This window comes from Shewanella sp. DAU305, from assembly GCF_026802235.1.
GTDB classification, from domain to species: Bacteria; Pseudomonadota; Gammaproteobacteria; order Enterobacterales; family Shewanellaceae; genus Shewanella; species Shewanella baltica.
This window is the reverse complement of sequence record NZ_CP113808.1, coordinates 1,148,828-1,175,196: the sequence shown is the minus strand read 5'-3', so window position 1 is coordinate 1,175,196 and position 26,369 is coordinate 1,148,828. Positions and strand designations below refer to the sequence as shown.

At 47.2% G+C, this 26,369-nt stretch carries 17 protein-coding genes; 9 read left to right on the top strand and 8 right to left on the bottom strand.

The genetic code is table 11. From position 1 onward, the window contains the following. Positions 1-17: 17 nt before the first annotated feature. The 5 genes from yidZ to ansB form a co-directional block, all read right to left on the bottom strand. Positions 18-977, bottom strand: a complete 960-nt coding sequence (yidZ, locus tag OX890_RS05160) for an HTH-type transcriptional regulator YidZ (RefSeq protein WP_268650193.1) — start codon at positions 975-977, stop codon at positions 18-20. Next, on the bottom strand, positions 952-2,145 hold the full coding sequence (locus tag OX890_RS05155; protein WP_268650192.1) for an MFS transporter: 1,194 nt from the start codon (positions 2,143-2,145) through the stop codon (positions 952-954). Before OX890_RS05155 ends, yidZ begins: the two co-directional genes overlap by 26 nt. Before the next feature lie 237 nt (positions 2,146-2,382). Further along, positions 2,383-5,190, bottom strand: a complete 2,808-nt coding sequence (locus tag OX890_RS05150; RefSeq protein WP_268650594.1) for a M16 family metallopeptidase — start codon at positions 5,188-5,190, stop codon at positions 2,383-2,385. Between the two features lie 600 nt (positions 5,191-5,790). Further along, on the bottom strand, positions 5,791-6,516 hold the full coding sequence (locus tag OX890_RS05145) for an NYN domain-containing protein (protein WP_259541743.1): 726 nt from the start codon (positions 6,514-6,516) through the stop codon (positions 5,791-5,793). Between the two features lie 181 nt (positions 6,517-6,697). Then, positions 6,698-7,756, bottom strand: a complete 1,059-nt coding sequence (gene ansB, locus OX890_RS05140; RefSeq protein ID WP_006083145.1) for an L-asparaginase 2 — start codon at positions 7,754-7,756, stop codon at positions 6,698-6,700. Between the two features lie 554 nt (positions 7,757-8,310). Between ansB and aspA the strand changes: the two genes are divergently transcribed. The 6 genes from aspA (at position 8,311) to OX890_RS05110 (ending at position 16,212) form a co-directional block, all read left to right on the top strand. Beyond that, a complete protein-coding gene (aspA, locus tag OX890_RS05135; protein ID WP_012196633.1) occupies positions 8,311-9,750 on the top strand; it encodes an aspartate ammonia-lyase in 1,440 nt (479 codons plus the stop codon). 114 nt (positions 9,751-9,864) lie between these two features. Further along, positions 9,865-11,166, top strand: a complete 1,302-nt coding sequence (locus tag OX890_RS05130) for an anaerobic C4-dicarboxylate transporter (protein ID WP_006083147.1) — start codon at positions 9,865-9,867, stop codon at positions 11,164-11,166. A 139-nt stretch (positions 11,167-11,305) separates the two neighbouring features. Then, positions 11,306-12,031, top strand: a complete 726-nt coding sequence (locus OX890_RS05125; protein ID WP_006086136.1) for a fumarate reductase cytochrome b subunit — start codon at positions 11,306-11,308, stop codon at positions 12,029-12,031. A gap of 151 nt (positions 12,032-12,182) precedes the next feature. Beyond that, positions 12,183-14,192, top strand: coding sequence for a fumarate reductase flavoprotein subunit (locus tag OX890_RS05120; protein WP_006083149.1), 2,010 nt, complete (start codon positions 12,183-12,185; stop codon positions 14,190-14,192). Then, positions 14,189-14,914: a fumarate reductase iron-sulfur subunit gene (locus OX890_RS05115; RefSeq protein WP_006083150.1), complete on the top strand. Its 726-nt coding sequence runs from the start codon at positions 14,189-14,191 to the stop codon at positions 14,912-14,914. The genes OX890_RS05120 and OX890_RS05115 overlap by 4 nt, the downstream gene beginning before the upstream one ends. Before the next feature lie 230 nt (positions 14,915-15,144). Continuing rightward, the gene (locus tag OX890_RS05110) at positions 15,145-16,212 is read left to right on the top strand and encodes a porin (RefSeq protein WP_012196631.1); all 1,068 of its coding nucleotides are present in this window, start codon (positions 15,145-15,147) and stop codon (positions 16,210-16,212) included. 176 nt (positions 16,213-16,388) lie between these two features. Here OX890_RS05110 and ssb read toward each other — a convergent pair whose 3' ends face one another. Then, entirely contained in the window at positions 16,389-17,093 is a 705-nt protein-coding gene (gene ssb, locus OX890_RS05105) for a single-stranded DNA-binding protein (protein WP_006083192.1), read from the bottom strand. 109 nt (positions 17,094-17,202) lie between these two features. Next, complete coding sequence (locus OX890_RS05100) at positions 17,203-18,570, bottom strand: MFS transporter (RefSeq protein WP_126491123.1); 1,368 nt, start codon at positions 18,568-18,570, stop codon at positions 17,203-17,205. A 415-nt stretch (positions 18,571-18,985) separates the two neighbouring features. Here OX890_RS05100 and uvrA point away from each other — a divergent pair, with 415 nt between their 5' ends. The 3 genes from uvrA to OX890_RS05085 all read left to right on the top strand — a co-directional run bounded on the left by uvrA (position 18,986) and on the right by OX890_RS05085 (position 25,584). Continuing rightward, positions 18,986-21,868: an excinuclease ABC subunit UvrA gene (uvrA, locus tag OX890_RS05095; RefSeq protein ID WP_012586712.1), complete on the top strand. Its 2,883-nt coding sequence runs from the start codon at positions 18,986-18,988 to the stop codon at positions 21,866-21,868. 402 nt (positions 21,869-22,270) lie between these two features. After that, complete coding sequence (locus tag OX890_RS05090; protein WP_268650191.1) at positions 22,271-23,467, top strand: M28 family peptidase; 1,197 nt, start codon at positions 22,271-22,273, stop codon at positions 23,465-23,467. Positions 23,468-23,661: 194 nt separating this feature from the next. Beyond that, complete coding sequence (locus tag OX890_RS05085) at positions 23,662-25,584, top strand: DEAD/DEAH box helicase (protein ID WP_006083196.1); 1,923 nt, start codon at positions 23,662-23,664, stop codon at positions 25,582-25,584. Between the two features lie 145 nt (positions 25,585-25,729). Here the strand turns inward: OX890_RS05085 and OX890_RS05080 are convergent, their stop codons facing one another. Beyond that, the gene (locus tag OX890_RS05080) at positions 25,730-26,254 is read right to left on the bottom strand and encodes a type II secretion system protein (RefSeq protein WP_006083197.1); all 525 of its coding nucleotides are present in this window, start codon (positions 26,252-26,254) and stop codon (positions 25,730-25,732) included. Positions 26,255-26,369 lie beyond the last annotated feature (115 nt).

The window sequence follows — 26,369 nt, the reverse complement described above, 5'->3', positions numbered from 1 at the left end:
AATGATGGTTAACAGCCTTAATCATGCTGTTGATAAATCGCTTTTATCTTGCTTCGCAGCCAAGTGATTTTGGGGTTATGGCTGTTTCTCTTATGCCAAATCAAGGTAAAAGGGATCGCGAGTTTATCAAGATATTCACCACTTATCGGGATCGGGCGACTGACTAAGTCAGGATGTAATTGACGAGCATATTGCTCACAATATTGCGGCGCGATTGCCATCATACTGTGGTGAGGCTCTGCCGCGACAAACAGTGACTGCTCAAAGCTGGCCAAGGTGAGCACTATATTGCGACTTAAACCAAGCTCAATAAGTACATCGTCTAAGGCCCAGGTTTCGCTCTTTTCCCACAAGATATTAATATGCGAGTATTTTAAGAAAGTGTCTATATTCCACTCTTCCTGCAAAGCGGGATGATCGCGGCGTAAATACACCTGAGGAAGATCGGTAAATAAAACCTCAAAATCGATAAAATACGGCAATAAATCAAGGGATTCCTTGGAGCGAGGATGACTTTCTCGGCCAGTAAAACCTATGTCAGCCTCACCGCGAATAATGGCCTCCAGTGAATCATAATCCCAATTTCGTACTTTCACTTTTGCATCAGGGTAGTTTTGATAAATAGCCCCCGTTAATTGATTAAGCATAATGAGCGACAAAGGTGACTCAAGCATCAGCTCAAAACTGAGCCCTTTCGTCATATCATCCCCGCGCTTGCCCATAAGCTGTTTGCCCATTTGCAACCAATCGGCTAAGTCTTGCTCCATGCTTTGAGCTAATGGCGTTAACTGGAATCCATGCGGTGTTTTGACAAACAGAGGATCATCAAACCAATCCCGTAATTTTGCCAGCGACTTACTTACCGTTGATGGGGTGACATTGAGCTTTTTAGCCGCCTTAGTCACACTCCGCTCTTTTAAGAGAAGTTGTAGAGTAAACAATAAATTAAGATCAAGACGTGCGAGTGATTTCTTCATCTAGATAAACGCTCGGTGCTATAGGCACGCATAATATGAGTAAGGTACTGATAACAGAGCCCAAGGCTAATATCAGCAACAATATGTTAAGTGGGCTAATGCCTATTAACCCCATCAGCCAAATATACAGTGCTGAAGTACAAACCTGTGCAATACCTAACAATGAACTTGCCACCCCGGCACGCGATGCAAAGGGGCTCAGTGCTTGGCTCATAGTCACACCAAATCCAATAGCGAATCCGCTACAGACAAAACCAAAGCCTAGTAAATTCACATTAAGGCTAAAATATTGCACCTGAGTTAGCACAAACACTAGCGCGGCCGCTGCAAATAACAGCTGTGAAATCAACATCAAACTTTTTTCTTTAAGCACAGCAAGTGCAAAAGGAGTCGAGAACGATACCAGCATGCTCACTAACGCTGTCAATGCCATAACATTGGAATATTGACCACGGTCAAAACCCATCTGCCCCATGATCAGCATGGGAGACACATTTACATAACTGAGAATCGTAGTCACACCTAGAGTCGTCATAACAAGCCGGCTAAGAAAAAAGGACTGCCGAAAAGACTCTTGCGACGTCAGCTCACGATTAACATCCTCAATCCTACTCTGCGCTGGCTTAGTCTCCCTTAATACAAAAGTACATAACAAACAGACCAATAGTCCCATACCAGCCATAGTGTTAAACAGACTCTGCCAAGGGAACTTGAGCATAATTACATGACCAATAACAGGTGCGATGACCGGGATAATACATGTAATACCATTGATCATTGAGAGCACTTTAGCTCGGAGCTTATCGTCTAAGGTGTCGCGTAGAATAGCAAAGGCGACAACGTAACAGGAACCGGCACCAATTCCCTGCATAAAACGAATGAGTAAGAACTGATTGCTTGTCTCAGCCATGCCACCTAAATACGAAGCTAAGGCAAAAATGATAGCGCCGAATAGAGTGACAGGTTTGCGTCCTAATCGGTCCGCAACGCTGCCAGCAAAAAGCATAGTTGCCGCCATTCCGCCAAGATACACAGAAAAAGCGATGTGCAACTGTGCTTCACTCGCGCCTAAATCCTGCGCGATTTGCGGCAAACCGACCAAGTACATATCTATCCCAGTTGGATACAGAAGCACTAAACAAAAACTACACAAAAGATATCGCAACATATACCTCACCCCATCCATCTCCTCGCAAATAAGTTGCGCCTAGAGTAGTGGGGCGACCGCAGTTAAGTGAGTGGCATTTTCGACAACAGGTATTTCCGTTTGCGACTTATGGAATATAGGCCGTGGAATTGGCCCTAAATTGAAGGAACAGAAGGAACAGAAACAAATATCCCCTGCACTGGCTAGCACAGGGGATATGGCGGTAAATGATCAATCTTCTATTCTATGCACCAACACTCATTGCTGGGGTTCAAGTGGTGCAGGAAGGACTTGGATGGTTAAACTGCCATCAACTGGCAGATATTGCTGTGCCAGTTTACTAAGCTCTGCCGGTGTCATCTTCTGCGCCAACGCTTGTCTTTGTTTGAAAGCAGCAAAGCGTCCAGGATAACTCTGGGCATTTGATGCCAAATCTAACCAAAAACCATTGCTCTGCGGCGCGGCTTGCATCCATTCAAGTACAGGTTGACGGGCTCGGTTAAGTAAGTCCTCGCTAATCCCCTGCGGCTGCTTCACTTGGTTAACTGCAGCGGTGAAATACTCGGAAACCGTTGGCAACATGGCTTGAGTCGTCACGCTAAATAGACCGAGATAACCATAACCGCTGGCATTGAGATCATTGTAAGAAAAGGCCGATGGCGAATAACTCGCGCCCGCTTTTTCTCTCACATTTTCCGTTAATAGGATGCTGAGCACTTGCTCCAACAATCCCAGTCCAGCGTGTTGGCTTAGGTGAGTCATATCCGTTGTTGGCCACACCATGGCCAGCGCTGCTGAATCTGGATGACCATAGTGTGTTAACGTCATCTTAGCAGGCACTTTCGGGAACACAGGCACTAGCGATTGGCCATTTTCAGTGGGGCTGCGTTTGATTGCTCCGAGAGTTTCAGCCACAGCAGTAATGGCGCTGGCTTCGTCGAAATCCCCCACTATGGCGATTTCAATTGCTCCTTGCTCGACGGCTGAATGGAAACTCGGCGCCAGCTCTGCAAACTGACGTTTTAAAATGTCTTCCGGTTCACCATAACCATAACGTTTATCACCACTGTGGGAGATACGGTCAAACTGATTAGAAAACTCAGTTTGCGGGTTGCTATGGAGACTTTGCTGCTCGGCAATCACTTGCTCGCGGAACAATTGCTCGGCCTGCTTATTCATGCCGGGTTCAATCAAAAAGGCCGTCATTAAACCGAGCTGCGTGCGCAGTTCTGCAGCATTGGTACTAATCTCACCGCCAAAACTCTGCTCACGCACGCCTAGGTTGATGGAAATATCTTGCCCAGCAAAAATCTCCTGCAGGCTTTCATAATCATGGGCCTTGAGTCCACCCTGCACAAACGCACTGTTAAACAGATAAGATAAGCCATCTAACTCAGGGAATGGCACTTCACCAAAGCCTATGTTGAGGCTGACCAAAGTAGTGCCTTTATTAAAGTCAGTAGGCTTAAGATTAAGGCGTACGCCATTGGCAAACTGTAGCTGGCGAATGCCCGTTTCGGCATCGCGACTATCGGCCACTAACTTGCCTTGATCGCCAAATTGAGTGTATGCAAACTCGTCAATCGCCTTAGTTGCTGGCGCACTCACAGCTTGTTTGCGGCTTTTCTCATAGCTAGCGATAAGCTGTTTTTCAACATTTTCGATGGGCTTATTGCTCGTCAGATACAGATACGGCGTAGCATTCCATGTCTGATTAAACACTTGCTTTAGCTTTTGCGGCGTCACTATCGGCAGTATTTTTTCAAAAAATGCCAGCTGCCACTCAGGCTCTACAGGCACGCGATTTTCCGCGACCGAATACACTAACCCCTCGGCAATATTCACACTGTGGATAGTAGTGCTACCCGCAGCGCTGAGCTGATACCCTTTGTGCATACGTTTGATTTGTTGGTCAATTTCCTGCTGACTAAAACCAAACTCTTGTGCTTGGCGCAGGGTTTGCTCCAATATTGCTATGCCCTCTTGCCAGTTATTCTCCTGCGTACCTAAGCTCATTTGAGTGCCATAGGCGATATCAAATTGATCCCCAACCTGCAGGCTAACGCCAGATAAACCTTGGCTATGCAGTAACTGCGACTCCATTCTGCGATACAAGATGCCGTGGGCGAGTTCAAGCAGTATTTCCTGCTCTCGCACGGCAGGGCTGTCGGCAGGGTATGCCATAGGCTTGAGCATACCGAGTGAAACCGAGGTCGATAGGCTAGGATCGAAAAATGCCGCCGCATCGACGCGTTGACGCTCTTCGACAATGCCTAGCGCTTGCGGCTTAACCTTCGCCGCCAAAGGCGCGGCCTGCCAACTGGCAAACTGTTGTTTTATCTTTTGTTCAACTGCGGCTACCTCGATATCACCCACCACAATTAAGGTGGTGCGTGAGGGCGCGTAAAAACCTTGGTATAAAGACAGCAGCGTCTCGCGAGTAGCATTCTTGATGCTGTTCGCCTCACCCACAGGTAAGCGCTTTGACAACAGTGTATCTGGCATTAAAAACTGTAATTGATTGCGGTAATTCTCCAGATCCGCACCGCTACGCTCACGCAGTTCAGCCAATACCACAGCTTTTTCACGCTCGATAAGCGCCGGGTCGAGTAATAAATTACTGCCAATTTCGCGCATTAAAAACAAAGCGGTATCGACTTTATCTTGGCTATTACTGGGCAAGTTGAATTGATAAACCGTCTGCTGAAACTCAGTCACAGCATTGGTATCGGCGCCAAAACTCAGACCAAGACGCTGCAATGTCGGGATCATCTCCCCCGCAGCCAAACCCGTCGAGCCATTAAAGGCCATGTGTTCAAGAAAATGCACTAACCCCTGCTCGGTATCAGACTCCACCACTGAGCCCACGTCCACCCGCATGCGTACTATGACAGCCTGCTCTGGCGTCTTATTGCTCACTAATAAATAGCGCATGCCATTGGCAAGTTCACCGGTATGGACTCGCCCACTCATGGGCAAGTCAGACGTCCCCATCCACAGCGGATCTTCGCTCGCCTGTAGCGGTAACGCCACACTTAATAATGCCAGCAGTAACCACTGACGCATCAAACTAATCACCTTGAAATTGTTCATTAAAATTCGCACTTTTCCCCCAAAATCAAATAAGAAACCTAGGAAGCGCACACCTAAGTTTCAGACAAAATAAGCTTTCACTATAGTACCTAAAGCACTTTAAGTCACAAAATCAATACCTTATGCCGTACTAAAAATAGTTTATAGCCTTGATATCTAGTAGGAATATGCTGAAAAATAATGAGTGAGGAAGAAAAACTGCAACAACTGTGGATTGAATGGTTACAGTGAAATGGTATGCATATATTAGCGAGATATTGAGTACGATCATTCCAGTGACACGCATCAAGCACATCCTTGTGTGCTCGACCGTGACATCCATGTCACGAACAGTCACTTCCATGCTAGTGCTTAATTGGCGATGCCCTTTATACCTCTGATTATCAGCAGATAACCCAGTTTCAAGCCTGACTAAATTACTTTTAAAGGCATCTTATTAATCACTTCTAGCTTAGTCGCTGGTAAACGGATTGATTTAATCCTGCTTATCAACTAGCCCCATGAATATTAGCTTCTCACTTATAAAATAACTCATTAGAAATCTTACAACAAAAGTATCTGGTTTAATGGGTCTTAGTTTGGCTTATTCAGTAACTTTGCTTTTTTCTTATCCCTCACCCAGAGTACAGAACCATTTGTTTTCTTCATCTCAAAAAGATCGATAGCCATAAATAAATCACTAAGCTTTTTAAAACCATAATTCCTCTGGTCAAAAGATGCATGATTTGAAATATGAGTTCCAATAGGACCTAACATAGCCCATCCATCATCCTCTTCCACTGCCTCAATAGCTTGTCTAATTAGGTTAATAAGCTTTGTATCACTTTTGATGTTTTTAGTTTGTTTTTGGACGGGCAATTCTTGCTCAGCCTCATCATCCAAATATAAAAATCTTGAACAGCAGTTTACAAAAGCGAGGGGAGCTTTTCGCTCACCAAATCCAATAACAAACTTGCCATCAGCAAGTGAACGAGTTACCAGAGGTGTAAAATCACAGTCAGAGGATACTAAACATATAACATCAATGTTTTTCGTATAAAGCACATCCATTACGTCAATGACTAAGGCCATATCCGTAGCATTTTTTCCTTTTGTTAAATCGAATTGCTGAATCGGCTGGATTGCAAATTCATGTAATACATCTTCCCAAGGTTTAAGATTCTGATTCTTCCAGTTACCATATGCTTTCCGAATATTAACAACACCGTAGCGAGCTAACTCCGATAGGACTTTATCTATTTTTTTAGCAGGTGCATTATCTGCATCAATAAATACTGCAATTTTTTCTTTATCTTTCACGGAGTGCTCCTTGCTACTTCCTTGTGATTTATAAATGATAAATCGACAAAAAGTACATTTCTAATTCAAATGTCTAGTCTACATTTCATCCGTGACGAGGTAAATCCAGTTGATCTCAATGACAAAATGCAAAAGCCCTACGAATATGCGCAGGGCTTTTTTTTACCACTCAACTGAGATCCTAAAACTGTTGAAACCAACGTTGGATCTGCTGTGGATCTTTGCTTTTCGTTAAAGATAGCATCAACAATATACGGGCTTTTTGCGGGTTAAGATTACCTGCTGCAATAAAACCGTATTTAGCGTCGTCTATTTCGGCATCGAGCGTCGTTGCTCCGGTTGGCACTCGGCTAGAGCGAACGACTAAGGTGCCTTTTTGACTCGCTTTAGCTAAAACATCGAATATAGAGTGGTAGATATTACCGTTACCCACACCGGCACTGACTATGCCATCAAAACCCGCTTCAACCATGGCTTTGGCTGGTAAATCACTGGCATTGGCGTAGTTATACACTATGCCTACCTGCGGTAACTTGTCGAGTTTGCTGACATCAAATGGTGTTTGCGTTGTATGTTGACGCTCAGTATTACCCATGTACTCAATCTTGCTGTTATGGATCACGCCAAGCGGGCCAAAGTTAGGCGCGGCAAAGGTATGCACTCCTGTGGTATTAGTCTTAGTAACGTCGCGGGCGTTCAATACGGTATCGTTCATTACCACTAATACACCTCGACCTTTAGATTCAAGGTTCGCGGCGGTTGCGACGGCGTTATACAGATTCATTGGACCATCGGCGCTCATGGCGGTTGATGGACGCATAGCGCCAACCAGTACGACAGGTTTATCGCTCTTGATGGTGAGGTTTAGAAAATAAGCGGTTTCTTCTAAGGTGTCGGTACCGTGGGTGATGACGATACCGTCGACCTCTTTATCGGCCAGTAACAGATTGATGCGCTTGGCTAACGCTAGCCAAACTTTATCGTTCATGTCCTGCGAACCGATTTTAACCAGTTGCTCACCTTGAATATCGGCAAGCTGTTTCATTTCAGGCACAGCCGCAATTAAGCTACTAATGCCCACTTCACCAGCCTGATAGTTAGACTCAGTGGCCGATTGCCCTACTCCGGCAATGGTGCCACCCGTGGCAATGATCCGTACCTGTGGAAGCGCCTGTGCCGCAGAAGAGAGAACTAACCCTAAGGTGACCGAGAGCAAGAGCTTACGCATTGAAAAATTCATGCTTACATCCTTTTATTAATAATAAACGCTCCACAGTGTGCACTATTATTTAAGTCTAACCGTGATAATTCTCACTAAAATGAAATAACAAATTTAGCGTTATCTAATTGATTATTTAAACTTAAATAAAACACCATGCATTTATTATTGAGTAGATTTAACTAATCAATGATTATTCGCGATTGATAAAGTGGAGATTAAATAGCGTACGGTTTATTTAGATTAAAAAACACTTGAGTAAATATGTCGCCAATTGGTTAACGAATAACAAATCTATAGCTAATTTGCATCAAAAAGTAATAGCTCACACTAGCTAACCGAGTTGAGATACTTATCTAATAAACAAAACAAATCTACCATTTCAAACAGTTAAGTGATCACCATCTAAATCCTGTTATTGCCAAAGCGTTAAGATCTGTGTCGATAGTCAAGGAGACGATTCTCCTTCATGTTTTCGATGAGTTATTTTTGAAGTGTTACGCATACTTATGTACGCACCACAACTCAATACTCGGAGATATATCTTACTATTAACCGGATTTAATAGGATCGAAATGAAAGATACTAATAGCGTACGGATCGAAGAAGATTTATTGGGAACGAAAGAAGTGTCCAATGAATTTTATTACGGCATACATACATTACGTGCCATCGAAAACTTTAAGCTGAGTAATCAAAAAATTTCCGATGTACCTGAATTAGTCCGTGGCATGATGCTAACAAAGAAAGCAGCTGCCATGGCCAATAGCGAATTAGGCGCCGTAAGTCCTGAAATCGCTGACAAGATTATTGAAGCGTGCGATTTGATACTCACAACGGGCCGATTTGTGGATCAATTCCCAGTCGACGTGTATCAAGGAGGCGCAGGCACTTCAGTCAACATGAATACCAATGAGGTATTAGCCAACGTTGCACTGGAGATCATGGGGCTTGAAAAAGGCCGTTACGATGTCATCAATCCTAATGACCATGTCAACAAGTGCCAATCGACCAACGATGCCTATCCAACAGGCTTCCGTATTGCGGTCATCAACAGTACCGATATTCTGTTAGATGCATTAACTGACCTTATTAGTGCCTTCGACACTAAAGCCGCAGAGTTTAAAACCGTCTTAAAAATGGGCCGCACTCAGTTGCAAGATGCCGTGCCTATGACCTTAGGCCAAGAGTTTCATGCCTTTGCTGTCACACTGCGAGAAGAAATTAAGTCCATCAAGCGTTGCCAAGAGTTGTTGTTAGAAGTGAACTTAGGCGCAACGGCTATTGGTACCGGCCTTAACACGCCAGTGGGTTATTCCTCACTCGCCATTAAACATCTGGCTGAAATCACTGGCCGCGCTTATGTGCCAGCGGAAGATTTAATCGAAGCGACCTCCGATTGTGGCGCCTACGTCATGCTGCACAGTGCGATTAAGCGCATGGCGATTAAAATGTCCAAGATTTGTAATGACCTACGCTTACTGTCCTCGGGTCCACGTACAGGTCTGAAGGAGATCAATCTGCCTGAATTACAAGCAGGTTCTTCTATCATGCCAGCCAAGGTTAACCCTGTGATCCCTGAGGTCGTCAATCAGGTTGCCTTTAAGATTGTCGGCAACGATATCACTATCACTATGGCCGCCGAAGCGGGCCAGTTACAGCTTAACGTCATGGAACCTGTGATTGGTCAGGCGATGTTTGAGTCACTCAGTTTAATGGGTAATGCCTGTATCTCCCTACGTGAGAAATGCGTTGAAGGTATCACTGCAAACCCAGAGATCTGCATGGCCCATGTGATGAACTCCATCGGGATCGTGACCTACCTTAACCCCATCATCGGCCACCATGAAGGTGACATCATCGGCAAGATTTGCGCCCAAACAGGTAAAAATGTCCGTGAAGTGGTACTAGAACGCGGTTTGTTAACGGTTGAAGAACTCGATGACATTCTCTCGATTGAAAACCTGATGAATCCTAAGTACCAAGCTAAACGCAGTAGCAAAGCCAAAGTGTAACTCAGTGGGGCTGGGGAACCTTTCCCAGCCCAAAACTCGATGATTCAAGAATAAGCCTGCGTATAGTGAATATGCGCAGGCTATTGAAATTAAAAACAAAATAGAGTTAACACTATGATTATATTAGAGATAATTATCGTACTCGGGGCCATTTACCTAGGTGCAAGGATGGGTAGCATGGGAGTCGGCTTTGCCGGCGGTGTCGGGGTACTGATACTGACCGCAGGGATGGGACTCAAACCGGGCAATATTCCGATTGATGTGATCCTCATCATTATGTCGGTTATCACCGCGATTGCGGCCATGCAAGTATCGGGAGGGATGGATTATTTAGTCTCACTGGCAGAAAAATTATTACGTAAGCATCCAAAACAAATCACTTTTCTGGCACCTGTAGTCACTTATTTCATGACACTCTTTGCAGGAACAGGCCACACCGCATTCTCAACCTTACCTGTTATTGCCGAAGTCGCAAAAGAGCAAGGTATTCGTCCCTCTCGTCCTCTTTCTATCGCCGTTGTTGCGTCCCAAGTCGCCATTACCGCTTCACCAATTTCAGCGGCAGTCGTGTTCTTCTCAGGCATTCTAGAACCCTTTGGCGTGGACTATTTAGTACTGTTAGCCGTATGTATTCCTTCAACTTTCTTAGCCTGTATGGTCGGCGCCGTTGTTGCTAACTTAATGGGTAAAGAGCTGGCTGATGATCCTATTTATCAAGACCGTTTAGCTAAGGGCTTAGTCAAAACACGCGGTAAAACGGAGATCAAGATTAAAGCCGGCGCAAAACGCTCTGTGATGATTTTCTTGCTGGCGATTGCGGCTGTGATGGCTTATGCCACTGCGATATCTGACAAAGTCGGCTTGATTGTTGACCCTGTACTGCCACGCGATGCCGCCATTATGGTATTGATGCTAACGGCAGCTGCGGCTATCACGATTTTCTGTAAGTTAGACGCAAGTGAAATCTCCAATGCGGCCACCTTTAAATCGGGCATGTCAGCCTGTGTTTGTGTGTTAGGTGTGGCTTGGTTAGGCGATACCTTAGTGTCGAATCATATTGAGGAAATCAAAGATTTAGCAGGCACCTTACTGCAAAGTCAGCCTTGGTTATTGTCGGTAACCCTGTTCTTTGCCTCCATGTTGCTCTACTCCCAAGGCGCAACCACTAAGGCACTGATGCCTGCGGCCTTAGCCATTGGCGTGAGTCCTTTAACTGCCGTTGCCTCTTTCGCCGCCGTCAGCGCGCTGTTTGTACTGCCCACTTATCCCACGCTACTGGCTGCGGTTGAGATGGATGATACCGGCTCGACGCGGATTGGTAAGGCGGTATTTAACCATCCGTTCTTGGTCCCTGGCGTAGTGACGATTGCCACCAGCGTGGCATTGGCCTTCCTGTTTGGCGGCATGATGCTGTAGCGCAACTTTACCCAAAGTGTTCTAAGGGCTAATGCCAATAATTGGATTAACCCTCTTCTTTTAATCTGGATCTAAAGACTTTGTGTTGGCGTGATGCAGGTACATTCACGCCACAACAAACCTGGTAAGAGGTGAATTAATGTCAGCGAAAACGCGTGTTCCTACCGCCATTAACGGCGGACCATTTGGCCAAGCCTGGTCGGCTAAAGCAGACTGCTTACAAAGTGCGACAGGGCTTATATTGGGTATTTTCCTGTTATTTCATATGCATTTCGAGGCGAGCATTTTATTTGGTAAAGAAACCTTCTTTCACATGGTGCAATTCTTAGAAGGCAGTATGTTTAGCTCGACGGGTCATGGCTTCCCCATAGTGACCAAGATCATTTCAGTCATTATGCTGGTGATTGTTGCAGTACATGCCGCCACCGCACTACGTCGTTTTCCAGTGCAATTAGGCCAATGGCGAGCGATGCGTGGCTTCATGTCGAGTATCAAGCATAGAGATACCCAAGCATGGTTTTGGCAGATGATTACCGGGTTCTTACTGTTTTTCTTAGTGTCAGCCCATCTTGCCACTATGATTTTAAACCCTGATATTGGCCCTCACCTTTCGGCCGAACGGGTTTACCACGATAACGCTTGGCTCTTATATGTGGTGTTTTTACCTATCGTGTTATTCCACGGCATCGTTGGTTTATACCGAGTGATATTAAAGTGGGGTGTGAGTAGTAACCGCCCACTTATCCGCACTATAGCGCAAGTATTGATCGTCTATTTATTGTGTTTAGGCACATTAAGCCTAGTGACCTATATCAATATTGGTATCGAATTAGTTCTGCCAGTACAACCGTTTATTCCTCAGTAATGGGCATGACGCTATCGGCGCACTTAGCCTGTATAGCAAGACAAACAACATACGGATCCTCCTCTGATACATAGTTGCCGCGCATCTATGCCCGAGGAGTGCAATGATAAATCCATGAAATGTTATCTAAATTATTAGATAAGGATCTGATTTGAAAATCATTTATACAGACTCATTAGTCATTGGCGCAGGATTGGCAGGCCTCAGAGTCGCGATTGCCACCAAAGAGCGAGGCCTAGATACCTTAGTGCTATCGTTAATTCCCGCAAAACGTTCACATTCGGCCGCCGCACAGGGCGGAATGCAAGCCAGCCTAGGCAATACCGTTAAAGGCATGGGCGATAACGAAGACATTCACTTTCAAGACACAGTCAAAGGTTCTGACTGGGGTTGCGATCAAGACGTCGCCCGCATGTTTGCCCACGTTGCACCGAAAGCGATCCGCGAACTCACCAACTGGGGCGTGCCTTGGTCGAGGATTTCCGCCGGCCCACGTGAAGTCATCATGAATGCGCAAAGGGTAACGCTCAATGAGGCCGAAGAAGCTCACGGCCTGATCAATGCCCGCGATTTTGGTGGCACTAAAAAATGGCGTACCTGTTACACCGCCGACGGCACTGGCCACTCTTTACTGTATGCAGTGGATAACCAAGCTATTTCTATGGGCATTCCTGTACATGAACGGATTGAAGCCCTGTCGCTTATCCATGACGGTAAGCGTTGCCATGGGGTGATTGCCCGCTGTTTAGTTACAGGTGAACTGCGCGCTTATGTGGCCAAATCCACTACTATCGCCACCGGCGGTTATGGCAAGATTTATGAAATATCGACCAATGCCACCATCTGCGAAGGCATAGGCCAAGCGTTAGCACTCGACACAGGTGTCGCCACCTTAGGCAATATGGAAGCGGTGCAGTTCCACCCCACCGCCATAGTGCCTGCGGGGATCCTCACCACTGAAGGGTGTCGTGGTGATGGCGGTATCCTGCGCGATAAAGACGGCCACCGCTTTATGCCAGATTACGAGCCAGAGAAAAAAGAACTCGCTTCACGCGATGTGGTTTCCCGCCGCATGACAGAGCACATGCGCAAAGGCAATGGCGTCGAAAGCCCTTATGGCCCACATCTGTGGCTGGATATTACGCAGCTGGGCCGTGAACATATCGAAACTAACCTGCGCGAAGTGAAAGAGATTTGTGATTACTTCCTAGGTATCGATCCTTGCAAAGATTGGATCCCCGTCAGGCCAACCCAGCATTACTCTATGGGCGGCGTGCGCACCAATGCCACAGGCGAAAGTCCACAACTCAAGGGGCTGTTCAGCGTCGGAGAAGCGGCCTGTTGGGACATGCACGGCTTTAACCGTTTAGGCGGTAATTCAGTGGCAGAAACTGTGGTCGGCGGCATGATCATCGGCAAATATGTGGCTGATTTTTGTGAGAATAACGATTTAGAAATTGATACCGCGCTGACTCAAAAATTCATCGATAAATTACAGCAAGAAATCGATGGGCTGGTCGAAGGCAACGGCACAGAAAATCCCTTCCAAATAAAGAAAGAAATGCAACGCATCATGATGAACTACGTCGGGATTTTCCGTAATGGACCCGAATTAGATAAAGCCATCAAAGGCTTGAAAGACTTGCTGCTGCGGGCAAAAAATCTTGGCCTTAAATGTAAAAAACGTCACGCTAATCCTGAGTTAGTCGAAGCGCTACGCGTCACCCGTATGTTGAAAGTGGCCCTCACCGTCGCCTGTGGCGCAGAAGCTCGCACTGAAAGTCGCGGTGCCCATTCACGGGAAGATTACCCACAACGCAATGATAAAGATTGGCTTAACCGCACGCTGGCAACTTGGCCAGATGCCGAGTCACTGGAACCTGTGCTGCGTTATGAAGCGTTAGATGTGATGAAAATGGAGCTACCACCGGGATACCGAGGCTACGGCAACGATAACACTATCGCCCATCCTGATACCGAAAAACGCGTACAAGAAATCAATCAAGTGCTCGCGCGCTTAGGTGACGATCCCGATAGAAACACACTGCAGCGAGCCCTAATGCCATACGAGCTGCCAAGTCATCTGCAGGCTCCCAATGGACGCCTCAGCGATACCTTAGCGATCACTCCAGCCCAACCGGTAGGGAATAAACCACTATGAGCCGTCAAATCAGCTTTAATATCTTCCGCTACGATCCGCAAGATGGCCAAGACAAGCCAAAGATGGAACGTTATCAGTTGACTGAAACACCGGGCATGACAGTGTTTATCGCCTTAAATCAATTGCGTGAACAACAAGATCCCTCACTGCAGTTCGACTTTGTCTGCCGCGCGGGCATCTGTGGCAGTTGCGCCATGGTGATCAATGGTTTCCCCACATTGGCCTGTCGCACGTTAACAGCGAATTATCCCAATGGTGAAATCACCCTAATGCCGCTGCCCGGCTTCGAACTGATTGGCGATTTGTCGGTGAACACGGGCAAATTTATGCGCGAATTAGCCGAACGCTTAAAACTCTGGCTGCATCCTAAACCCGATGATCAGGACATTCATCGCCTCGAAAATCCAATGGCACCCGAAGAAGCCGCGCGGATCTATGAGCTAGAACGCTGCGTCGAATGTGGCGTTTGCGTGTCAGCCTGCGCCACCAAACAAATGCGTGACACCTTTGTCGGCGCGGTTGGCATGATGAAAATTGCCCGCTTCGAAATGGATAGCAGAGACAGCCGCAGCGCGGATGATTTCTACCATGTGATTGGCAATCAAGACGGCGTCTTCGGCTGTATGACGCTACTCGGCTGCCAAGATAACTGCCCTAAAGATTTGCCGCACATGCAGCAGATTGCTTACCTGCGCCGCAAAATGGCCGCAAGCATACTCTAGTTTTCCTTAACCTAAAGTTCCGCTGCATTAGCGGGGTTTTAGGGCAACACCTTTCCCAAACCAGCGGGTAAATCATATCTGCCCGCTGCAGATATGCGACGCCTTGCCTCTGAGCTAGGCGCCCCCTTGAGCACTATCACAAGTGCAGATCCTTACTACTAGCAGTACTGTTCCATCGGCAACAAAATCCATTAACGGCACGCTAGTAGTTGTTATGTAAGGAAACATAAATGAAGCAGTTCAAACTAACATCAGCCGTGCTTGTGCTGAGCTTTGCCACACCTATCTTTGCTGTTCAAGCCAATGATACCGCTGCAACCAATGACGAGTTACGCACTGAGTTACAACAAATTCAGCAAAGACTCGCCATGCTCGAAGCCCAAGAAAAAGAGGCATCGGTTTTATCGGATACTCAGTTTAATTTTTATGGTTCTTTACGCCCGACTTTCGGCCTGACCCACACTAACTCGGACGATGTGTGGGATGTGGGCGATGCGAACTCGCGAATTGGCTTTGCCGCAGAACACCAACTTGGCAATGGCTTAGTCGGGTTTGCGAAAGGGGAATTTAAGGTCGATATCAAAGATGACGGCGACTTTGGCGATGCACGCAAAGCTTATGTCGGATTAAAGGGATTTTTTGGTAGTGTTGCCATAGGTAAACAAGCCGTCACTCAGGAAATCATTTCCGATCCCGTCGACATCTTTAACCGCTCAGGAACCCCACTCGCCTATGACAGTGCGAGCCCCTTCAGGCTCAATAATCTCGTGACCTATCGTAAAGAATTTGGCGACCTGTTATTTTCGGCCGATGCACAATTCGATGGCAACAAAGGCAGTGGCGGCAGTGACTTCGTTAACGCGGGTATCCGTTATAAAACTGATTTAATCTATATAGCCGCGGCTTTTTATAACAAAGAGTTAGACGACGGCAAAGATGAGAACACTGTCGGTGTCACCCTAGCAAAAAGTTTCAATGCCTTGTACCTCGCGGCAGCCTATCAAAACATTGAAAAAGACGATATCGATGGAACCACATTGGATGGCTCAACACTCGATGTGGTCGCGTGCTATCCCATCACTGACAGCTATAAAATCAAGCTGGGCGTGTCCAGATACGACGATGGTGGCAATGACATCACCTCTGCTAAATACAACGCCTATAACACTACGCTGGAGTGGCATAAAACACCGCAATTCAGCACCTTCATCGAATATCAAAAGACAGATTTTGAATACCGCGAAACCAATGACCAGATCATGCTGGGCATGCGTTATAACTTCGATTACACGTTCTAAGTTTTATCTCAAACTTGTAGCGAATGTGAACAAGCAAGATGAGGGGTTTAACGACCTCGCCCACAGCTTCACGGCATAAAGACTAAAAACATAAAGACCAGAAACAACAAAGCCACGACTCGCGTGGCTTTGTTCATTTAAGACGATACCGTCTTTACACTTCGATACGTTCTAAATTAAAACGGAATATCGTCATCCCAGCCATCATCCAAATCTGGAGTGAAGTTTTGCTGTGGTTGTGGTGCAGGACGTTGTGCCGGTGCGGCTGGCGCTTGATAAGCAGGCGCTGGAGCGGCTTGTGGCTTAGGCGCATAACCACCTTGTTGTGGTTGAGCTTGTTGCTGTCCATATTGCTGCTGAGCAGGTGCTGGCGCAGCATATTGTTGCTGAGCTGGCGCTTGGTAAGCAGGTGCAGCTTGAGGGGCTGGCGCATATTGATTTTGCGCTGGTGCCGCTTGTTGTGGTGCAGATTGGTAACCTGCGTTTTGTGGCATGCCGCCGCCCATTGGCGCGCCTTGTGCTTGGCCACCTTGACCACGGCTACCTAGCATTTGCATGCTACCGCTTTGATCGATAACCACTTCAGTGCTGTAACGGTCTTGACCGCTTTGGTCTTTCCACTTACGGGTTTGCAGTTTACCTTCGAGGTAAACCTGTGAACCTTTACGCAGGTATTCACCTGTAATTTCAGCTAATTTGCCGAACAGAACCACACGGTGCCATTCAGTACGCTCTTGCTGTTGACCTTGTTGGTCTTTCCACGATTCGCTGGTCGCAACTGTAATGTTAGCGACTGCATTACCGTTTGGCATATAACGCACTTCTGGATCTTGTCCCAAATTGCCAACCAAAATTACCTTGTTAACACCACGACTGGCCATTGAAATCTCCTGCGATTCTTTAAATAATCTATTAATTCAGTATGTTGTTTATCTGTGTCGCCATAGAGGAAAATCAGCTTCCCCAAATACCACACGGCAGACCCAGATATTATTGAGCAGAGCCTAACACAGCTCGTGCTTCTCTTAAATCGAAATGCTCATCAACCTTTAAGTAGGCCACTTTCTCGTCCAACACGACGATCGCTTCGACGACGCCCATCAGCTGTGATAACTGAGCCGCCATATCCCGCGCTTGCGCCTTGTCTTTGACTTCGGCTTCTAAGGTGTAACTCTTTAACAGCACGGGATTTTCCATGCCCAATGTCAGGAATAACCAAATAGACATTAAGATCACAGCAACGATAAACACCCCGACCGCGCCCACTAATTGGAAGGCGCCACCGCCCAGCATACCACCACAAAAGGCCCCTAAAAACTGGCTAGTGGAATACACGCCCATGGCCGAGCCTTTTTCACCGACGGGGCAAAATTTGGCAATCAAACTGGGCAATGAGGCTTCTAAATAGTTAAAGCCAGTGAAAAACAGCACCACGGCAAAACTCAACACCCATAAGTTGTTAGAGAATAAAGCCATCGCCAGCAGCGCCACTATCATGATCACTAAGGCGATTTGGAACATAGCTTTAGTATTCTTACGTTTAACCCCTATGATAATTAACGGCACCATCAGGAAAAACGCGCCCACAAAAGCGGGGAAATACAGCATCCAGTGTTTTTCTTTCACGAGCCCCGCATCCACCAGATCCAGCGGCAAGGCCACGAATACTGCGGTTAACACTAAATGCAGAATAAAAATTCCCGCATCGAGTCTAAACAACTGGGGATCGGTCAACATACGCTTGAGTCTGGCAGGCGTGGCTAACGTGTCACCCTTAGGCGCGTGGGAAATCGGATTCGGTACTAAAAATTGCACGATCAACATGCCCGACACAGCGAGAATCGCCGTGAGGAAGAACAGGCCTGATAAGCCCACATGTTGTGCCACAATCGGCCCGACCAATAAGGACAGCGCAAAAGAGCCGCCGATACACATGCCGATAATCGCCATGACCTTAGTACGTTGTTCATCACGGGTTAAATCCGCCGCCAGCGCCAACACAGCAGCGGCAATCGCCCCCATGCCCTGCACTGCTCGACCAAACACCACGCCGTAAATCGAATCAGCGTTGGCGGCAATCAAGCTACCAATGGCAAACAGTACCAGACCGATAAGGATAATCGGCTTGCGACCATATTTGTCAGATAAAATCCCCATAGGGATTTGCAGAACAGCTTGAGTCAGACCGTAGGCGCCGATAGCAATACCGACCCACAGCGGCGAGAAGCCTTCGAGGTGCTGACCATAAAGTGCAAAGACGGGCATGATCATAAACAAGCCCATCATGCGTAAACCAAATACACTGGCTAAAGAAAACGCGACTTTTTTCTCAGTACCCGAAAGTCCGTTGTTACCCATGATTTTGCCCTGGATTGAAGTCTTTTAAGGGGCGCATGTTACCACACCCAAAAGGATTTGCTCAAAAGGAAATAGTGGCCTAAACCACTGCCCGTACAGTTAACTTTTATCCCGATTATCACAGACCTATATTGGCCGTGCTCGGGTTAACATGTTTATTTTTCTGCCCTATTTAACGCTCAGGCACAGGGAACCGAGTCTAACATAGTGTTCACATTTGTCCTGTGAGTCAGTACGCAACAACCGCATTAATCTTAGTTAATCCACTCGGTACATAACTGCCACTGTCAGCAAGGTGATTAAAAGCCAGTGCCAGCCCTAGGATTGGTGCCGATCACAGAATCAACTAAACTCAGCCGCGGAACTGTGCGATACTTATGCTCATTTTTTTAAGCATATGGCATTAGAGCGATAGATGGATAAGATTGAAATACGCGGCGCACGCACCCACAATCTCAAGAATATCAACCTGACTATCCCAAGGGATAAACTGATTGTCATCACGGGCTTATCGGGATCTGGCAAATCCTCCCTTGCTTTCGATACTTTATATGCCGAGGGCCAGCGACGTTACGTCGAGTCCCTGTCAGCCTATGCTCGCCAATTTTTAAGTTTGATGGAAAAGCCCGATGTGGACCATATCGAAGGTTTAAGCCCAGCGATATCCATAGAGCAAAAATCCACTTCCCATAACCCGCGTTCCACCGTGGGCACGATTACCGAAATTTACGATTACCTGCGTTTGATGTTTGCCCGCGTGGGTGAGCCGCGTTGTCCGACACACAATCAACCTTTGGCGGCGCAAACCGTCAGCCAGATGGTCGATAAAGTGTTAGAAATGCCCCAAGACAGCCGCTTAATGCTGCTCGCGCCTGTGGTCAACGCCCGTAAGGGTGAACACGTTAAATTGCTCGAAGGTCTATCGGCGCAGGGTTATATCCGTGCGCGTATCGACGGTGAAGTGTGTGATTTAACCGATCCGCCAACCTTAGATTTACACGTTAAGCACACGATTGAAGTGGTCGTCGACCGTTTTAAAGTGCGTGACGATATCAAGCAACGCTTAGCGGAATCCTTCGAAACCGCACTGGAACTCTCCGGCGGCATCGCGACCGTCGCCACCATGGATGACGACACAGGTACTGGTAAAGCAAAAGGCGAAGAACTGATCTTCTCTGCCAACTTCGCCTGTCCGCATTGCGGTTATTCGATGGCGGAATTAGAGCCAAGGATCTTCTCCTTTAACAATCCAGCCGGCGCGTGCCAAACCTGTGATGGTTTAGGAGTACAACAATTTTTCGATCCTGAGCGCGTGATCAGCAACACTGAGCTGTCACTGGCTGGCGGCGCGATTCGCGGCTGGGATAGACGCAACTTCTACTATTTCCAAATGCTCAGTTCACTCGCCGAACACTATAAGTTCGACGTCGAAGTGCCCTATGAGCAACTCAGCGAAAAAGTTCGCAAAATCGTCCTGTACGGTTCAGGCAAAGATAGCATTGCCTTTAAGTACATCAACGATCGCGGCGATGTGGTGGTGCGTAATCACCCCTTCGAAGGCATTCTCAACAACATGGACAGGCGCTATCGCGAAACCGAAAGTAACTCGGTACGTGACGAATTAGCCAAGTTTATCAATACCCAAGCTTGTCAAAGCTGTGGTGGTTCACGTCTGCGCGAAGAAGCCCGTAACGTGTTTTTAGGCGATATCAATCTGCCGCAACTCACCACTTGGTCGATTGGCGAAGCCTTAGATTACTTCGAGAAAGTCGAGTTTAGTGGCCAAAAAGCGCAGATCGCCGAGAAGATTTTAAAAGAAATCCGCGATCGCTTAGGTTTCCTCGTGAACGTGGGCCTCAATTATTTGAGCCTATCACGCTCGGCGGAAACCCTCTCGGGTGGTGAAGCCCAACGAATTCGACTCGCCAGCCAAATTGGTGCCGGACTTGTCGGCGTGATGTATGTGCTCGACGAACCTTCAATCGGCCTGCATCAAAGAGATAACGAACGTCTGTTGCAAACCCTGATCCACCTGCGGGATTTGGGCAACACAGTAATTGTGGTTGAGCACGATGAAGATGCGATCCGCATGGCGGATCACGTGATCGACATCGGCCCTGGCGCTGGCGTACACGGCGGCGAAGTGATTTGCGACGGCCCGATTGAGAAAATCATCGCCTGTGAAGAGTCAGTTACCGGACAATATATTTCCGGTAAGCGCTGTATTCATATCGATACGCCGCGTATTCCGTTCGACAAAACTCAAGTGATTGAGTTATTTGGTGCGCGTGGCAACAACCTGCGCAATGTGGACTTAACCATACCGATTGGCCTCTTCACTTGTGTAACGGGCGTATCGGGTTCAGGTAAATCAACCTTAATCAACGATACCTTCTTCAAGATCGCCCATAGAATGCTCAACGGTGCGACTGTGGATGAGCCATCACCCTATGATCGTATCGAAGGGATGGAGCTGTGCGACAAAGTAGTCGATATCGACCAAAGCCCGATTGGCCGTACGCCACGCTCTAACCCTGCCACTTATACTGGCATCTTCACCCCTATTCGCGAGATTTTTGCCGGAACCCAAGAGTCACGAACTCGCGGTTATCAAGTCGGCCGCTTCTCCTTTAACGTTAAAGGTGGACGCTGTGAGGCTTGCCAAGGCGACGGCTTGATCAAGGTCGAAATGCACTTCCTACCCGATGTGTATGTACCTTGTGATTCCTGTAAAGGTAAGCGCTACAACCGCGAAACCTTAGAAGTACGCTATAAAGGCAAGAATATTCACGAAGTACTGCAGATGACAGTGGAAGATGCGCGCACTTTCTTCGATGCCGTACCTGCCATTGCCCGTAAGCTGCAAACTTTGATGGATGTGGGTTTGTCCTATGTGCGCCTCGGCCAAAGTGCGACCACACTTTCGGGCGGCGAAGCCCAAAGGGTGAAACTTGCCAAAGAGCTGTCTAAACGTGACACGGGCCAAACCTTGTATATCTTGGATGAACCGACCACGGGCTTACACTTTGCCGATATCCAATTGCTGCTCGATGTATTGCATCGTCTTAAATCCCACGGCAACACCATTGTGGTGATTGAGCATAATCTGGACGTGATCAAAACGGCGGACTGGATTATCGATTTAGGTCCAGAAGGCGGTGGTGGTGGCGGTATGATTTTAGCCACAGGCACACCGGAAGAAGTCGCCGAGCATCCAACCTCCCACACGGCCCGCTTCTTAAAGCCACTGCTAAAACGGGATATTGAAATGGCAAAGGCAAATAAAGCCAAGGCATAAGTTTCGAGCCCTTGGTCTGAGTACAGTAGAAGCGCAGTCGCATAAGCACTGCGCTTCTTTTTTTAGTTCAGCATGTTAAGTGCATAGTGCTAATTCTAGTGCTCGTTTTAAGCTCCAATGCTGACGATTTCGCATTCCAATAGGTTTAAGCTGCTATATAAGACAAGCTGGTGAATAAGGCCTAAGCTTTCAACATCTAGCCACTCTCTGTAATAGCACAATCAACATCAGCCACTGACATAAGAACAGTCGACTCACGCAGCATGTCGCCTTGGCTTATATTCGCCCCTCGTTGAATACGGCGCTGGTTAAACTCGACTTAGGTTGAATTCGGATCGGCTTTAAGCAAAGATGACAGTTATCTTCAGGCGAAGGCATCAGCAATAAGGACAAGGAATATCCATGCGTGATAGTACTCAGCTCCCGGTTACCCGCCGTATGTTACCGAGCCTATATCAGTCACTCTGCCTAATCTTAAGCAGCCGAAACCTCAGCGGCATAAATCTAAGTGGTATAAGCCTAAGCAGTATAAACCTAGGCCCATCGACCTTATTCCTCCACAGTCGTATCTGTCAGCGGCTCGCCAAGTTCCAAATCCCACGTCCTATAAAACATCAATCCCAACGATTCGGCATATTCGCACTGGCCTGCTTTGTGGCAGCGACTCTCAGCGGCTGCGCTAACTCACTAGAAACCTGTGCGCGCACTGAGCTTAAACTCACTTGGGCCGAGCCAGCAGAGTTACAAGCGACTGTCACAAGATTAAGCTCGGATGAATTTGAAGGCCGCAAAACCCAAACGCAAGGCGCGGCCAAAAGTCGTGACTATATAAAGCAGCAATTTGAAGATCTCAATTTACAACCTTGGGGAGCGGACTTTATCGTGCCCTTTGAATATCAAACCTTCTTCACCCAAGAAACCGGCGCCAATGTGGTCGCCACTGCGGTGGTGACAGAGCCAACGAATCGATGGCGCATTATCGTCGCCCACTATGATCACTTAGGCATGAGCGGCAGCAAGATTTACCACGGCGCCGATGATAACGCCTCCGGCGTCGCCGCTATGCTGGCGATTGCCAAACATTGGCAGCAGCAATTTGCCCTGCAACCCAATACCTTGCCTAAGATAAACCTCATGTTTGTGGCAACCGATGCAGAAGAACCGGGACTCTATGGCAGCATCGCCTTGGTCGAACAACTCAAAACCCGCCTGCCAGAGGCGACATTTGAATTAATGATTAACCTCGACATGGTAAGTCACCCCGGCAGGCCCTATGGAATTTACCTTGAAGGCAGTCGAAACTTCACTCAGTTCAATCAATTTAAACCCCTACTGAATCAACAAAACCGCCTCTGCATTAAGCTCACGCACCCAAAACCCGTTGGCCGTAGCATACAAAGTACCGACTGGCTGCGGGCGTCGGATCATTATCCCTTCCACAAAGCCAATATCCCTTGGCTGTATTTTGGTGTGCCGACCCATCCCCAATATCACACCCCTGAGGATACCGTCGCGACAATCGACATCACTTTTCTGGCGGCCGTGACTGAGTCAGCATTTGAGTTACTTCAATTAAATGCCGAATATTTAAAGAATTAATGGGAAGTGGCGCGTTTCTTGCTCAGTTTTAGCGAAAAAAATGCAGAAAACAGGTTAAATAGCGTGACTCTGATTGGTAAAGTGCCGTCCATGCTGCTATAATCCGTCGTTCGCGGGAAATCGACACGGGGTTGATTTTCTGTCTGTGAAACTTTAGCGCCATTTCGCGCGCGCATCCACAAGGCTACAACCCAATGTCATCCGATGAAAGAACTTTCCGTGAACTCGGCCTATCCGAGAATTTGTTGCGTGCTCTTGACGAGCTAGGTTATGAAAAACCAACGCCAATCCAATCAGCCAGTATTGATCCACTTATGGCTGGCAAAGATATTTTAGGTCAAGCGCAAACAGGTACAGGTAAAACTGGCGCCTTCGCTTTACCACTATTAAACAAAGTTACCAGCCAAACTACACCGCAAATTTTAGTCTTAGCACCAACACGTGAATTAGCCGTGCAGGTTGCTGAAGCGTTCAGTAGCTATGCCAAATTTATGAAGAATTTCCACGTTCTTCCTATCTATGGCGGCCAAAGCATGCAACAACAGTTGAATGCCCTGAAACGCGGCCCACAAGTTATCGTTGGTACGCCAGGTCGTGTTATGGACCATATGCGTCGCGGCACCTTGAAACTCGACTCATTACAAGCTTTAGTGCTTGATGAAGCCGATGAAATGTTAAAAATGGGCTTCATCGATGATATCGAATGGATCCTTGAGCACACGCCAAGCGAGCGCCAACTGGCGTTATTCTCTGCCACTATGCCAGAGCAAATTAAGCGTGTAGCTAACCAGCACTTACGTAATCCTGTACATGTTCGTATCGAATCAAGCCAAACGACGGTTGAGTCAATCGAACAGCGTTTCGTACAAGTATCACAACACAACAAACTTGAAGCTTTAGTACGTGTATTAGAAGTTGAAAACACTGAAGGTGTGATCATATTCGTACGTACTCGTAACTCATGTGTTGAGTTAGCTGAAAAGTTAGAAGCCCGTGGTTACGCTTCATCACCACTACACGGTGACATGAACCAGCAAGCCCGTGAGCGTGCAGTTGACCAACTGAAACGTGGCAAGTTAGACATACTGATCGCGACTGACGTTGCGGCCCGTGGTCTTGACGTTGAGCGTATCGGTCACGTTGTAAACTACGATATTCCGTATGATGCCGAAGCTTATGTACACCGTATTGGCCGTACAGGCCGTGCTGGCCGAACTGGTATGGCGATCCTGTTTGTAACTAGCCGTGAAATGCGCATGCTGCGCACTATCGAGCGTTCAACTAACAGCCGCATTTCACCAATGAAAATCCCAAGCCCAGAGACTGTTGCAGAACGTCGTCTGTCTCGCTTAGGTGAGCAATTGGCTGAGACGATCAACGGCGATTTAGATTTCATGAAAGAAGCTGTTGCTCAATTATGCCAACAGTTAGAAGTCGATACTGATCTGCTAGCCGCTGCATTATTACAGCAAGTTCAACAAGAACGTCCTTTGCAATTGCCAGCAATTCAAGAACGTGCTCGTGATGAACGCAGTGAACGTGCTGAACGTAGCGACCGCGGAAGTGATCGTGGCGACCGTGGTGGTGAGCGTGGTGAACGCAGAAGTCGCGAACCGCGTCCAATGCCAGCAAGCTTAGGCTCAGCTGAAGCGTTGAAAGACAACCCAGATTTGAAAATGTGCCGTTACGTGATCGACGTAGGTCGTGAGAATGGTGTAGGTGTGGGTAACATCGTTGGCGCTATCGCGAACGAAGCTAACATCGACAGCCGTTACATTGGCGCAATCCAACTTTACGATGCAGTGACCACTGTTGACCTGCCAGACGGCATGCCAAAAGACGTGTTACAGCACCTACGTAAAGTACGTGTTTGTGGCAAGCCATTGAACATCCGCGAAGCTGGCGATCAAGTATTTGTTGATTCAGGCCGTAGTGCTCGTTCAGACCGCCCTGCTGGTGACCGTAAACCACGTGGTGATCGTCCAACGGGTGACCGCCCAGCTGGTGACCGTAAGCCACGCGCTGCGTCTACTGGTGACAAGCCATTTGCTGACCGCAAACCACGTGCAGACAAGCCTGCCGGTGAGCGTAAGCCACGTAAACCACGTGAAGACTAATCTAGCTTAAGCTAGAGACTAAAAAAGGAGCCTAGGCTCCTTTTTTGTTGGCTTAAAATCAGTAATCTGTCTCTAACGAAGAGAGCCTACGACCATTCACAACACTAATATATGCCTCAGATAACGAGTTTACTAACAGCTAAAACTAGCATCCATCGGTCTCGAATAAAAACGAGTGTCCAGTTGAGGTATGGTGATATTCGGCATAGCACTGGCCGGCAGTTAAATCTCCCGTTCCATAACCCAACCGCGAATAGTCATTATCTTCAAATGCTTGTATATCGCCGTAATCAGCCTGCCTTTTGGTATTATCTTTAGTCTGTTGTTTAGGCACGCCTAAATCCATAAAAGTCTCTAAGAAATACAAATTAGGTGACGTAGATTCACTCTTAGTTTCAGGAAAACCTGCATAGAACTGATAATCACCGTATTGGGTCGCGATAGTAACATCGTCGCCAGTGGTGTTGACGATTTGTGCTTTCATATGCAGCATCTTGGTCATATCTTGCATCTGCCCCAAATACCCTTTTACGGCATTCACTTTGGCATCTCTTTGCAAGTTCATAAATTTAGGCGCGGCGATAACAGCCAAAATGCCTAAAATAATGATCACGACGACCAACTCAATTAAGGTAAACCCTTGAACACGTTTCTTTAAAGACATCTGCATTTTTATTCCTTTTCCTCCAGAAGCTGCCATGCAAGCAGTGGAAGAATACGCTCTGTATAGACTGATGTTAATAAATAAACGACGAATAGGCAGCGCAAAGACGCAATATCGACAA